At 67.0% G+C, this 12,685-nt stretch carries 10 protein-coding genes and 2 pseudogenes; 3 read left to right on the top strand and 9 right to left on the bottom strand.

Annotation, left to right across the window (positions count from 1 at the left end; genetic code table 11):
* The first annotated feature begins 198 nt into the window (after positions 1–198).
* The gene (gene arcS, locus LDH74_RS00060; RefSeq protein ID WP_226040597.1) at positions 199–1,950 is read left to right on the top strand and encodes an archaeosine synthase subunit alpha; all 1,752 of its coding nucleotides are present in this window, start codon (positions 199–201) and stop codon (positions 1,948–1,950) included.
* Between the two features lie 520 nt (positions 1,951–2,470).
* Here the strand turns inward: arcS and LDH74_RS00055 are convergent.
* The gene (locus tag LDH74_RS00055; protein WP_226040596.1) at positions 2,471–2,608 is read right to left on the bottom strand and encodes a hypothetical protein; all 138 of its coding nucleotides are present in this window, start codon (positions 2,606–2,608) and stop codon (positions 2,471–2,473) included.
* Positions 2,609–2,786: 178 nt separating this feature from the next.
* Here LDH74_RS00055 and LDH74_RS00050 point away from each other — a divergent pair, with 178 nt between their 5' ends.
* Both LDH74_RS00050 and LDH74_RS00045 read left to right on the top strand, forming a co-directional pair.
* Positions 2,787–3,389, top strand: a complete 603-nt coding sequence (locus LDH74_RS00050) for an HdeD family acid-resistance protein (RefSeq protein WP_226040595.1) — start codon at positions 2,787–2,789, stop codon at positions 3,387–3,389.
* A gap of 389 nt (positions 3,390–3,778) precedes the next feature.
* Positions 3,779–3,939, top strand: a pseudogene (locus tag LDH74_RS00045) (alkane 1-monooxygenase); the annotation flags it as partial.
* 34 nt (positions 3,940–3,973) lie between these two features.
* Here the strand turns inward: LDH74_RS00045 and LDH74_RS00040 are convergent.
* The 8 genes and pseudogenes from LDH74_RS00040 to LDH74_RS00005 all read right to left on the bottom strand — a co-directional run bounded on the left by LDH74_RS00040 (position 3,974) and on the right by LDH74_RS00005 (position 12,416).
* Positions 3,974–5,665, bottom strand: a complete 1,692-nt coding sequence (locus LDH74_RS00040; protein ID WP_226040594.1) for a bacterio-opsin activator domain-containing protein — start codon at positions 5,663–5,665, stop codon at positions 3,974–3,976.
* Positions 5,665–6,126, bottom strand: coding sequence for a response regulator (locus LDH74_RS00035; protein ID WP_226040593.1), 462 nt, complete (start codon positions 6,124–6,126; stop codon positions 5,665–5,667). Before LDH74_RS00035 ends, LDH74_RS00040 begins: the two co-directional genes overlap by 1 nt.
* A pseudogene (locus tag LDH74_RS00030) lies at positions 6,119–6,631 on the bottom strand (ATP-binding protein); the annotation flags it as partial. The pseudogene LDH74_RS00030 and the gene LDH74_RS00035, both read right to left, overlap by 8 nt.
* 211 nt (positions 6,632–6,842) lie before the next feature.
* Positions 6,843–9,101 (bottom strand): type B DNA-directed DNA polymerase, encoded by a 2,259-nt coding sequence (locus LDH74_RS00025; protein ID WP_226040592.1) that lies wholly within the window; start codon positions 9,099–9,101, stop codon positions 6,843–6,845.
* Positions 9,098–9,412 carry a hypothetical protein gene (locus LDH74_RS00020; protein WP_226040591.1) on the bottom strand — a complete coding sequence of 105 codons (315 nt, stop codon included), beginning with the start codon at positions 9,410–9,412 and terminating at the stop codon, positions 9,098–9,100. The genes LDH74_RS00025 and LDH74_RS00020 overlap by 4 nt, the downstream gene beginning before the upstream one ends.
* Positions 9,412–10,119: a hypothetical protein gene (locus LDH74_RS00015; RefSeq protein ID WP_226040590.1), complete on the bottom strand. Its 708-nt coding sequence runs from the start codon at positions 10,117–10,119 to the stop codon at positions 9,412–9,414. Before LDH74_RS00015 ends, LDH74_RS00020 begins: the two co-directional genes overlap by 1 nt.
* 230 nt (positions 10,120–10,349) lie before the next feature.
* Positions 10,350–11,246: a VOC family protein gene (locus LDH74_RS00010; protein WP_226040589.1), complete on the bottom strand. Its 897-nt coding sequence runs from the start codon at positions 11,244–11,246 to the stop codon at positions 10,350–10,352.
* Positions 11,247–11,393: 147 nt separating this feature from the next.
* Positions 11,394–12,416, bottom strand: coding sequence for a Cdc6/Cdc18 family protein (locus tag LDH74_RS00005; RefSeq protein WP_226040588.1), 1,023 nt, complete (start codon positions 12,414–12,416; stop codon positions 11,394–11,396).
* Between the last annotated feature and the right edge of the window lie 269 nt (positions 12,417–12,685).

Raw genomic sequence — 12,685 nt, 5'->3', positions numbered from 1 at the left:
GGATTCAGTTTTGATACTCAGTAATCCACGCCGAAATATTCACGATAAACGACGGGTATGCAGCTCGTGAATCGCCCGTAGGAGTCTCCAGATTCGCTCGCCTCGAGACGTTCACCGGCAGCTCGAGCACGCTCGGAGTCCGGCCGCGGGACCGCTCGCTATCGACAACCTCTTTCGCTCGCCGCGGTCATATCGAGTATGACCGAGTATTTCGAAGTACACGAGCGCGACGGGGCCGCGCGCGTGGGCGAACTCCGCCTCTCTTCGCCGGTGACGACGCCCGCACTCGTCGACGACGTCCTCGAGGACGCGGGCTCGCTCTGGAGCGAGGATCGCGGGATTCCCGCGGGCGACGAGTCGCGGCTCACGGTGCTCCCCCACCGGGCGTTCCCCGGCGGCACCGCCGAGGAAGTTCAGGAGTCGTTCGCCGTCGACTCCCCCGACGTCGAGTATCCCAGCGTCGCGGTCGTCTCGAGCGAGAGCGTCGAATCCCAGGGGACGGACGCCTACGCCCTCTCGAACGTCCAGTCGGTGATGGGCCACGGCGCTGCGCTGGTCGAGGCCGTCGTGACCGTCCGGGAGGCGATTCCCGCCGACACCGCCCTGCTGTTTTCCGGCGTCGCGACGCCGCGGAACGTCGCCCTGCTGGCCTACGCCGGCGTCGATCTGTTCGACGAGACCGCCGCTGTCGTGAAGGGCACCGAGGGCCGCTATCTGACGACCGACGAGGCGTACTTCCTCGAGGATCTCGAGGAGCTCCCCTGCTCGTGTCCCGCCTGCCAACGGCCCCGCGAGGAGTTCACCCGCGAGGACTGTGCGGAACACAACGTCAACGCCCTCGAGTCAGAACTGGCGATCGTCCGCCGTCGGATCCGGGACGGCCGCCTCCGGGATTACGTCGAGGGACAGGCCCGCCACGACCAGTGGCTCACCGCCGCGATGCGCGAACTGGATTCGCAGTGGGGCTACCTCGAGGAGCGCACGCCTATCCTTCGGGACGCCCAGATCGACGCCGCGTCCGCGGACACCCTTCGCCGGGTGGAGATCCAGCGCTTCGCAGACCGGGTGACGACGCGGTACCGCAACCGGTTCGAGAATCCGCTCGTGCTCGTTCCGTGTTCGGCCGCAAAGCCCTACAGCGAGTCGCAGAGCCACCGCCAGTTCCACGACGCGATTCAGTGGCGCGCCCACCTCGTCTCGATGACCAGCCCAATCGGCGTCGTCCCGCAGGAACTCGAGACGACCTACCCCGCCCAACACTACGACACTGTCGTGACCGGCCGCTGGTCCGAAGACGAAAAGCAGTTCGTCGCCGACGTCCTGCAGCGCTACCTCGAGCGCAACGACTATCCGGAGATCATCGCCCACGTCCCCGACGAGGGCTACCGCGACATCGTCGAACGCGTCGAGGACCGACTCGAGCTCGATATTACCTATACAGTCGACCGGCATCCGACCGACGACGAGTCGCTCGCGACCCTCTCGCAAGCGCTGTCGGGCGAACTGAAGTACTCCAAGCGCGAGCGCGAGCACAACACCGTCCGCGCGATCGCGGACTACCTGCTGGGCGACGGAGCCGGCGACGACCTCTTCGAGGACATCCAGACCACGAGTCGGTACCCCAAGATCCAGGTCCGCGATAACGAGGACACCCAGCTCGCGACGATGGTTCCCCAGTACGGCACCCTCTCCTTCACGCTCGCGGGGGCGAGGCGGTGGCTCGAGAGCGATGCGCCGACGAAGCGCGTCGAGATCGACGGTTTCGTCCCCCACGGCAGCGTGCTCGCGCCGGGCGTCGTCGACGCCGACGAGGACATCCGCGTCGGCGACGAGGTGGTCGTCGAGGGACCGAAGGCGTTCGCCGTCGGCCGCGCCGAGATGTTCGGCCGCGAAATGGCCGAGAGCACGCGCGGCGTCGCCTCCGAGATCCGCCACGTCGAGGAGAAGTGAGAGGGTGTATCCGTCGCGACCGGGACGGTTCGTGATTCTCGACTCGGTCGTGTCTCTCGGTCCTGTCTTCCGACTCCCTGATCGTCTCCGATACACCCTCTCAGTCGGCGGCCGGGTTACCGGCTCGTCGCGTCGGACCAGCAGTCACAGCGCTCGGAGACGTTCTCTCGACAGGACGGACACCGACAGCCGTTCACAAATCGGTTGACGGAACGGCCACACTTCGGACAGTCCCAGATGGTTGAATTCTGCGTTCCCGTCACTGTCACGCCCTGATTCCGACGGGACGGAAAGGTGTTTCCCACCGTCTCGGCTCGAGAAAACCGACCCGACGCCGGAGTCGTCGGTAGCGACGGACGGCCGCGATCACTACCGCGTACTCGTACTATCTCTACGAACGTCTCGAGCGCGACACGGAATCGTCCTCGAACGCCGGCGTCTGAGATCGGTCTCCCGGAAACGTCGCTATCGTTCGCCTTCGGCCCGGAACAGTCCGGAAAGCCGAGTCGCTCGAGGCGGATCACTCCCCGGAACGGCTGGGACACGACTTGAGCAGGTGCTCGTGATAGACGGCCGCCGGGACCCGTTCCCCGCAGAGATCACACTCGCGGACGTCGCCGTCGCGATCGTCGGTCACGACCCGTGATGTCATTCCCATCGAAATAACTGCCGTGCTTCGCCCGTATTTCCGTCGTCTGAGCGGCGTCCGATACGGCCCCGAGAGACCCCGAAACGCCGTTCGTCCCGGTTTCGGACCGGTCCGTTTCCGCGACCGACTGTCAAATCGTATATTTGTATTATATACTTACACGACGTACGTAGTACCGGTGACGCAGATGAACAGTATCACAGCAACCACCGGAGACGACGAGGGCTACGCCCTCGAGAACGACTGGCGACCCCTCGCGATCGCGGGCGGGATCGTCGGACTGATCGGGATCCTCGCGATGGCCGCCCCGGCCGTCACCGGGCTCTCGGTGTCGATCGCGCTCGGCGCATTGCTCGTCGTCGGCGGCATCGTCCACGGCGTCCACGCGTTCACGGCGCGCGGCTGGCGCGGCTCGGTCTGGCAGACGACGCTCGCGGCCGTCTCGGTGCTCGCCGGACTGGCCGTCCTCGCGGCCCCCGCGATCGCCCTCGTCACGCTGACGATCGCGCTCGTAGCGTACCTGGCCATCGACGGGATCGCACAACTCGCGATGGCCGTGCGGATGCCCGGATCTCGCGGTCGAACCTCGATTGCCGTCAGCGGCGTCATCGCGCTCGTCCTGGCCGGATTCCTCTGGGTCGGTTTTCCGGCCACCGCGGCGTGGGCTATCGGCCTGCTCGTGGGCGCGAACCTCCTCGTGACCGGGCTCTCGATGGTGGCCGTCGCGATGGCCGCTCGGCGTCCGATGGACGACGTGACCCCGCCCGCGACCGAACCTCGCGGCGCGTGATCCTTTTTGCCCGTTCGAACGGGCTGGGTAGAGTCGAATTCAGGAATCGGTTTCACTCGAGTCTCTGCAGATCGGCCGAGTCGTCCGTATGCATACGTACCTTTTCCGCCTCGGGTTCGTAGCGCCCGTTCGCATGACCCGCGGGACCGGAGGTCCCGCGCTGGCGCAAAAAACCACGCTAAAAAGGCCGCCTCCGCGGGCTTCGCCCGCTTCGACGGTGTCGTTCGAAAGCGCTCAGCGCGCTTTCGTGATGCCGAGAGAGCGATGCTCTCTCGTAGCAAACTGCTCACTCCGTTCGCAACGTCGCAGTAACGCCTTCGCCTCTACTGAGCAATACAGTGGTTCCCTACAAAATCACTGCGCCGTCTCTGATACCCTATCAATCGAACGAGACGCCGACTTCCTCTTCGAGAACACCGCGACAACGGTGGCTGGTCTGCTCGTGCAACTGACGGACCGAGTCGACGACGTGATCGGCCAGAATATCACCGCCGATCACGACGACGTACTACGTTCGCACGAACTCCTCGCAGACGGGTTCGATCTCTAAGAGGGAACAGACGTGTTCGAGCCGGAAGCGACTCCTACTCTCCGAATACCGAGTTGAAGAACTTCCGTTCTGCCGTCCGGAGGTGCTGGTTGAAGGTGGCGGGCGCGATACCGAGGCGCTCGGCGATCTCCTCGCCGGTGCTGCCCCGCGGCCAGTCGAAGTAGCCCGCGAAGTAGGCCGTCTCGAGGGCGGCCCGCTGTTTCTCGGTCAGGTCGTCCTCGAGGACGGACGACGAGCCGCTGTCGCTGCGCTCGCTGCGTTCGGTGGTCCGCTGTGCGAGGTAGGTGACGTCGTCGCGCTGGGTCCTGATGAGTTCGATCATCTGGCGGGTGTCCCGGCCGCGCGGGAGTTCGACGACGAACCGGAACTCCCCGTCGGCGATCGTCGCCTCAGCGACGCGGCCGCCGTGGGTGGCGATCGTCTCGAACAGGCTGACGGCGGCGGGTGCGACGAGTTCGAACTCGAACTCGTCGCGTCGGGCCGTGAGCAACCGAACGTCAGTGATGCCGTCGGTTCGGTCGACGGCTTCGGTGAACGTCTCCTGCGAGACGCCGTGTGCCGAGCCGTAGGCCAGAAGCGTCTCGTCGCTGCCGACCAGTTGCTCGAACTCGATCGTACACGACTCGGTCGTCGAGAGTTCGACCAGTTCCTCGGCCATCGCCTCGACGCGGAACTCGAGTTCGATGACGGCGTCGCTGACGAGTGCGTCCCGGCGTTCGATCGCGGTGATCGCGTGGGCGATGACGTCGCCGATCCGGCCGAGAACGTCGGTTTCGGGGCCCTCGAACGACCGCGGTGACGACGAGTAGACGTTCAACACGCCGTAGACGAGATCCTCGTGGGTGATCGGGATCGAGACCGACGATCGGTAGTCGCGGGCGCGTGCCGCCTCCCGCCACGGTCCGAACTCGGGATCCGTGCCGGCGTCGTTCATCACCTGAACCTCCCCGGTTCGAATCGCCGTTCCCGCCGGCCCCCGTCCGCTCTCGTCGTCCTCGTCGACGGTGACGTCGATTTCCTCGAGATATCCGTCCTCGACGCCGGCCGCCGCCTTCGAGACGACGCGGTCGCTGCCGGGGTTGACGCTGCCGATCCACGCGAACCGGTAGGCGTCGGACTCGGCGAGTCGGTCACAGACCTCCTGTTCGAGTTCCGCGCGCGTCTCGGTCGTGATCACCGCGTGGGTGATGTCGTGGCCGATCCGGTTGAGCCGGTTGAGCGCCTCGAGTTGCTCGCGCTGCTGGCGGCGTTCGCGCTGCTGGCGGGCGCGCTCGATCGCGTGGTGGATCGTTCGCACCAGGAGTTCACTGGTCACCTCGTCTTTGACGAGGAAGTCCTGGGCACCGCGCTGGATCGCCTCGACGCCGACCTGCTGATCGCGGACGCCGGTCAGGACGACGATCGGCGTCTCTCCCGCCGCTTCGTGGACCGTCTCGAGGGTGTCGAGCCCCTCGCTATCGGGGAGGTTCAGGTCGAGCAGGACGATATCTGTGGGCGCCGATTCGATCGTCTCGAGCCCCTCCTCGAGGCGGGTTTCGCGGGTGATTTCGGGCGTCTGGCCCGCTGTCTCGGAGGGGCTGACCCGCTGGGCGAGCTCTTCGGTTCCGCGGAGCATCTCCTGTATGAGACGGGCGTCGCCGGGGTTGTCCTCGATCAGGAGGATGTGAAGTGCGTCCTCGGTATCCGCGCCCTCCACATCGATGGTCTGGGTGTTCGTCTCGCTCATCAGTTGTCGCCCTCCGGCGGGAGTCGGACGACCGAGAACCAGAACTTCTCGAAGGCGCGGACCGTCTCGATGAACTCGTCCGGATCGACCGGCTTCGTGAGGTAGGCGTTGGCGTGGAGTTCGTAGGACTTGACGACGTCCTCTTCCGCGCGCGAACTCGTCAGCACGATCACCGGGATCGATCGCAGCGCCGGATCGTCCTTGAGTTCCTCCAGGACCTCTTCGCCGTCCTTGCCGGGCAGATTGAGATCCAGAAGGATGAGGTCCGGCCGCGGTACGTCGGCGTACTCGCCCTGTTGGGAGAGAAACGCCAGCGCCTCGATGCCGTCGGAGACGACGTGGAGGTCGTTCTCGATCCGACCCCGTTTGAACGCCTCCTTGGTCAGGCGGACGTCGCCGGGATTGTCCTCTACTAACAGGATCTGTGCCGGCTCGGACCGGAGTCGCTCTGGCTTACTCATCGGTCACTGGGTCCGTCGTCGAATCGGTCTCGGTGTCGGCTTCGCTGGCCGGCGCGCGTTCCATCGCGTCGTCCGCCTCGGGCACCGTCGGTAGCTCGATCGGAAACGTCGACCCCTTTCCGGGCTGGGAATCGACGCTGATCTGGCTGCCGTGGCGCTCGGCGATTCGCTGACAGAGCGCGAGTCCGATACCAGTGCCGTCGTACTCCTCGTGACTGTGAAGCCGATCGAACACCTGAAAGATGCGATCCGTGTCGCTCGAGTCGATCCCGATCCCCCGATCGCGAACTGAGACCTGCCATGTTGCCCCATTGTTCTCGGCGAATACGGATATACGTGGGGTTCCATCGCCCGAATAGGTAATCGCGATATCGAGCAGGTTCTGGAACAGCTGGCGGAGCTGTCCGGGATCGCCGTAGACCCGCGGCAGCGAGTCGACGCTGATCTCGGCATCGGTCTCGTCGATCCGCACCTCGAGATCGGCGGCCAGCAGCCCGTCGAGATCGGTCGACTCGAGGGCCCGCTGACCGAGTTCCGCGAGGGGGGCCTGCCGGCGGACGCGGGAACGGAGAACACCTGCCGTAGAATCGGAGACAGCCATGTACGATCACCACACGGGCAGAGGGTGTAAGCCTAGCGCTGAACCCTTTTCGAGCCGGTAATTCACGTTTTAGTGAGAGCCTCAACGGATAATCGGTGATCGCCGGTTCCCGCGGTCAGTCGACGAACGTCGACAGCCGCACCGCCCGGCCGTCGCGCAACGACCGCCGGATCCGGGCGCGATCCCAGCCCAGCGGCGAGACGACGCTCTCGCAGGCCCGCACGAGCAGCGTCGCGTAGTAGTCGGCGTCGTACTCCGAGGGATCCTCGAGCGCGAGTCGGACGCGCTCGGGGCCGCGCGAATCGTCGTCCGTGACGACGTACTCGACGGACTGATCGGGATGGCGATCGATCCCGCGGCGGTCGTACCGCTGGAGCGCGGCCACGGTGTGGGTCCGCCGGCCGTAGTCGGCGAGGGACTTCGAGACGCGTTTCGTGATCGCGAGCGCCGCCGGATCGACGCGTCCCTCCCGGAGTTCGTTCAATCGTCGGCCGAGCACATCACAGACTGCTCCGGGATCGCGCTCGCGGTCGAGCGCCTCGACGAACGCCCGCTGACCGTCCGCGACGAACGCCGGCGTGCTCCGCTGGCGCAGTTCGATCCCGCGGAATTTGTACTCGCCGCTCGTTCGCTTGCCGAAGTATTTCGTCAACGCACCCGCGGACGCCCCGCTCGCACGCGTCGAGTCGGCACCGGTTTCCTCGACGGAGCCGACACTCCCGATCGAGTCGCGCAGCGGCACGAAACACACCCACTCGTAACTGCCGTCGTGCTCGAGGGGAATCCCGCTCGTTTCGGAAATCGCGCCGATCACGGCCTCGAGCGGCTCCGGCTCGGCGACTCGCGGCGTCACCCAGAGGCTGTCGACGATGCCGTGGACGATCCGCCAGCCCGCGTCCTCGAGCCGGCGTTTGGCGGTCAGAGCGATCTCCCGAGCGTAGGCGTTGATCGCCTCGTGGCACTCGATCCGACCGAACTTGGCGTTTCGGTAGCCCTGATAGCCGAAACAGGAGACGAGGACCCACTTGATCGCGCCCGACTCGGCCCGGAGCCGAGCGGCCTCCTCCTCGGGGAGATCGGCCTCGAGTCGCCCCTTGATCTCGGCCCGGTCGGCAATCAGAGGCTCGAGGACGGCGGGGAGAAAACCGTCGGTCTCGCAGATCTCGTACTCGAGTTCGGGGACGCGGTGCGTCCCGGCGTCGGATTCGTCGGTCGCAGCCGTCCCGTCGGCGGCGGACTCGTCGGTCGCAGCCGCCCCGTCGCCGGCCCCGCAGTCACAGCCGACCGTTTCCGGACTGACGTTTCGCTCGCAGATGATCCGCGGATACAGCGACGCGAAGTCGATCTCGTGGACGTCCTCGTGAAAGCCGACCTCGGGGGCGAACGTGAAGCCGCCGCGGTCGGCCGCGTGCAGCGTCTCGACGTCGGTGAAGCGCTCGGGTTCCCACTTGTTCCACGGCGCGAGCACGCCCCGTTTTTCGCGGGCCAGCCGGATCTGTCTCGAGGTCAATAACGTGCCGATACTTCCCCACGCGGCCTCCTGTAGCGGGCGACCCGTCCGCTCGACCATGTAGCGGATCCCCGCCAGCCCCGACTGGTGCCAGAGGAAGCTGTTCGACGTATCGACGATCGCCCGCCCCGGAATCCGGTACCGCGCGGGCGAGTGGCCCACCCGCCCGTAACTCGCGTACGTATTCTCGCCCGCGAGCGCGGTCCACCCCGGCAGCCGTCCGAGATGAAAGTCCGCGAGCCCCAGTGCCTCGGCACGGCGCTCGAGGAGCGGGATCAACGCGGCGTGGCTCACGACGAGGATGTCAGGGTCCGCCCGCTCGAGGCGGCGTTGGCACGTCCGAAGCGCGCGCGTCGCATCGCCGTCGACGGGCTCACCCCCGACTTCCAGCGCCGACACGTCATCGTTGGCCAGCGCGGCCTCGTCGAGGGCGAGCCGGAGCGTCCGCAGGTCGCGCGTCGGCGTCGGATCGAGCCCGCGGTCGAGACAGTAGCGAAACCCCGGCGCGAGGTCCACGTCGAACAGTCGAACGGTTCCGGGGGCGTGCGTCCGGCGTGCGTGGACGCCCCGAATCTCGCGGGCCAGCGTCCGGACCTCGCCGACGCGCTCGAGGTCGGCACACAGGACTCGACTTCGCTCGCCCGCGTGGGCCTCGTGGAGGCTCGTCGGCCGCCGCTCGGAACGAGTCGTGACGACTTTGGGATCCGCCTCGAGGCGCTCTCGCAGGTCCGCGAGCGCGTCGTTCGGGCCGGAGACGAACACCGACGGGGTGTAATCCTCGACGACCGCGGGCTCGGCACCCGATTCGGTCAGGGTCCACTCGCGAACGGTGCCGTCCTCGAACTCGACGGTGTAGGGGCTCATTCGTCGGACTCTCCGGTGGGGTCGCGCTCTCGTGACTCGCGAGGGTCGCGATCCGACTCGTCCTCGAGCGCCGCGAGCGCCTCGCGCAACCGACGTAGTTCGGCCTCGTGGGCGAGCAACAGCGACAGGACGAACGCCCGCTCGGGCTCGGGCGGGTTGGCGTACCCCGCCGCGTCGGCGAACGCCCGGGCCCGGTCGAACAGCCGGTCGAAGTCCTCCTGGTGCTCCCGGCGCAGCGCGCGGCCCATCGGCTCCCACTCCGACTCGAGTCGCCGGAGCGCGTCGCGGTAGGTCGGGTTCGTCCGCCCCATCAGGGACCCACCTCGAGCAGCCCCCGGTCGTGGGCGGCGACGGCGGGATCGACCGCGTCGACGGCACCACAGAGTTCGACCCAGTAGGGGATCGTCGTCTGCCAGACGTCGCCGTGCCAGTAGCCCGCCGTCGCGCTCGCCGCGTTCGAACCGTCGCCCGCGGCCTCGAGTCGGAGCCCTTCTCGCGTGCGCGTACACTCGATTTCCGTCTCGGCGTAGTCGGCGACCGTCTCCGAGGCGGTGGCAGCGTCAGAGTCGCTCCCGTCGCCGGCGCTCGTCAGGAGTACCGGACAGTCGAGAACGGCCCCCAGTTCGGAGAGGATCTCGAGGCTCGCGGTCAGCAGGTCCTCGCGCTCCCACGCCGCGAGGTCGTCGTCCCGGTAGAGGGCGGCCACGTTCGGCGCGACGAGCAACTCGGTCGCCGGCACCGCCCGCCGCGCGACGGTCCGCACCAGCGAGTGGTGCTGGTAAGCGGTAAACGCCCGCGCGACCCGCAGCCCCTCGAGGACGCGCGGACTCGACGCGGCATCGTACAGCGCGTGGGTCGAGGCCGCGTTCCGCGCGTCGATCCAGTAGGCTCGCCCGGGGCGGTCATCGCCGGTCGCACTGTCTGCCAGCCGATCGCAGACCAGTCGGTGGACGATACCCGACCGGGACGACGGAACCTGTAACAGCGTTACGCCGGGCTCGAGTTCGAGTCGGTGCATACGTGCAGCCTCGAGCGAGCGCCCCATAAGCGACGGAACACCGTTTCCGATAGTTCCGATACCGCACCGACTGCTCTAATCGGCGGCGTTCGGGCCGCTCGAGAAGACGGACGGTTTCCGTTACGGATTCCGAAACGGGCGACGGCGACGCCGGGACGCCGAACGCGTCACTCTGTCTTCCGAGCGCGTCGTTCTGTCTGCCAGGCACATCGTTCCGCGCGCCGAATCCATCACTCCGCGTGCCGAACTCGGACGCTGATCCCGTCCGCATCCGCGATTTCGATACCGTCGTCGATTTCGGCGACCGTCGCGTCGTCGTCGGCCGTCGCTCGCTTCCGGACCGCGTCGAACGCCTCGGCGTCCGGAACGAGCAGTTCGAACCACGCCATCCCCAGCCCGTCGACCGGCGTCGACCGCCGGTTCCAGACGTTCGCGCCGACGTGGTGGTGGTAGCCGCCCGCCGCGAAAAAGAGCGCACCCGGTGCGAACTCCATCGACACGTCGAATCCCAGCGTCTCCGCGTAGAATTCACGGGCCGCCTCGAGCGAGGAGACCTCGAGATGAACGTGGCCGAGGGTCGTCCCCGCGGGCGCAGCGCGTCGATCGGTCGGCTCCGCGGCGTCGTCGTCGGTCGACTCCGTCGCATCGTCCGCCGCGGACGCCAGCGTCTCGAGATCCAGGGGCCCGCCGGTCGCCCGGAGGGTCCCGTCGTCGGCTCGCGGCCACGCGTCCCGCGGCCGGTCGCAGTATATCTCGACGCCGTTCCCCTCGGGATCGGTACAGTATAGCGCCTCGCTGATCCCGTGATCGGAGGCCCCCTCGAGCGTCCACCGATCTCGAATGCGGTTCAGCGCGGCCCCAAGCGCCGCGCGCGAGGGGACCCTGAACGCGTTGTGATAGAGCCCCGTTCCCCGCTCGTCGCGCGGCTCCGCGGTCGGGTCCTCGCGGACGACGAGCAGCGGCGTTCCGTCGACGCCGAGCGATACTCTCGTCTCGTCGCGATCCCGCTCGAGAACGGCGAGGCCGACTACGTCGCGATAGAACTCGACCGTCGCCGCGCGGTCGGCGACGCGAAGTGCGGCTCGACCGAGGCGCGTGTCGGCCGGGAGCGCCGATGAAGTGCTCATGTATGTCGTACGGGGGTGGCCCCCGCAAGTGGCTCTTTCGGCCGGTAACACCGGTCGGCCGCCTTCATCCTGCAGTCGTCGCTCGCTGCCGTCCACTCGCCGTTGTGCATCCACTGCGTCCACTTGCCGTCGGTCATCCGAATTCGGTCATTCCTCGGTTTCGTCGTCCTCGTCGACAAGCCGATAGGTTCGGCCGCGACGCTTGCCGACGGCCTCGATCAGATCGTAGTGGACCATCTTCGTCAGGTAGTTCCGCAGGGTGCGGTTCGTCTTCGGCTCCTCGACCCGACGCTCGTACTCCTCGTAGAGCTCGCCGGGTTCGATCTCGCCCGCGTCGTCGATCACGTCGTAGAGCACCCGCTGGTGTTCGATCAGCCCCTCGACGGTCTTTCGCCGGATCGCCGTCCGCGCGTCCGGAATCGCCGCCTCGAGCGCGTCGTCGGTGATCGTCGCCAACCCCTGGCGCTCCGCGCGGCGGGCGGCCGACCGCAACACGCCGATTCCGACGCGGGCGTCGCCCGAGGCGGCGTCGGCGACCGTCCGTAGCTGGGAATCTGTCACCACGCCCGGCTCGAGGGCTTTCTCGGCTCGTTCGGCGAGGATTGCCGCGAGTTCGTCGGTGCCATACCGGTCGAACCGGACCCGAGTACCGGCGTGAAACCGCGAGCGCACCCGATCGTCGAAGCTCGCGAACAGCTCTTCCTCGCGGTTGGCGATCAACACGGGCGAAACGTGGCCCAATCGGTGGAGGTCGTACAATGCGGCCGTCTCCTCTAACTGGTCGACCTCGTCCAGAATGACGACGATCGGCTCGTCGTCGGTCTGAGAGAGCCGCTCGAACAGCTCGTCTTTCGGCGTCGAGCGGTGGACGTCGACGGCTCGGTCGACCCCCTCGAGGATCCGGTAGAGGACCCGAAACCGCGTGTACTCCTGCCAGCAGTTGACGTAGGCGACCCGCACCGCCGGCTCCTGTTTGCACAACTGGGCCAGCGTGTAGCGAGCGATACAGGTCTTGCCGACGCCCGTCGGCCCGAAGAGAAAGGCCGGATCCGGTCGACCGTCGGACAGCAGCGGCTCGAGGGTCTCCGAGAGGAGGTTCACCTCGTCGTGGCGGTGGACCACCTCGCTGGGCACGAAATCCTCGCGCAGGACGCGGCCGTCGACGATCACACCGAATCGGTTGGGTCTCGAGGATATTAAACGACGCCGGGCCGGTTCCGAAACTTCCGAAACTGGCCCTGATTCGGTATCGCAGTATACCATTTATCGGAGGAAAATTCGCGTCGCTGGTACACGCGTGGAAACTGCCGGTACACCGCGTGTACAGGCCTGAATCGGCAGATTATCGCCGCGTTGTCGATCCCTCCGTCACGAACTCGACGACGGGTGGGGAGCCTCGGTGTATCACCCTGGGACCGCGAGTATCGGAAACGAAGCGA

Source organism: Natrinema sp. DC36 (assembly GCF_020405225.1).
GTDB lineage: Archaea > Halobacteriota > Halobacteria > Halobacteriales > Natrialbaceae > Natrinema.
The sequence above is the reverse complement of the archived record's forward strand: the minus strand, read 5'-3'. Positions and strand labels throughout refer to the sequence as shown.

Bases quoted from the DNA above. Each gene is read 5' to 3' on its own strand.
- arcS (WP_226040597.1), top strand. From the start codon at position 199: ATGACCGAGTATTTCGAAGTACACGAGCGCGACGGGGCCGCGCGCGTG.
- LDH74_RS00055 (WP_226040596.1), bottom strand. From the start codon at position 2,608: ATGGGAATGACATCACGGGTCGTGACCGACGATCGCGACGGCGACGTC.
- LDH74_RS00050 (WP_226040595.1), top strand. From the start codon at position 2,787: ATGAACAGTATCACAGCAACCACCGGAGACGACGAGGGCTACGCCCTC.
- LDH74_RS00040 (WP_226040594.1), bottom strand. From the start codon at position 5,665: ATGAGCGAGACGAACACCCAGACCATCGATGTGGAGGGCGCGGATACC.
- LDH74_RS00035 (WP_226040593.1), bottom strand. From the start codon at position 6,126: ATGAGTAAGCCAGAGCGACTCCGGTCCGAGCCGGCACAGATCCTGTTA.
- LDH74_RS00025 (WP_226040592.1), bottom strand. From the start codon at position 9,101: ATGAGCCCCTACACCGTCGAGTTCGAGGACGGCACCGTTCGCGAGTGG.
- LDH74_RS00020 (WP_226040591.1), bottom strand. From the start codon at position 9,412: ATGGGGCGGACGAACCCGACCTACCGCGACGCGCTCCGGCGACTCGAG.
- LDH74_RS00015 (WP_226040590.1), bottom strand. From the start codon at position 10,119: ATGCACCGACTCGAACTCGAGCCCGGCGTAACGCTGTTACAGGTTCCG.
- LDH74_RS00010 (WP_226040589.1), bottom strand. From the start codon at position 11,246: ATGAGCACTTCATCGGCGCTCCCGGCCGACACGCGCCTCGGTCGAGCC.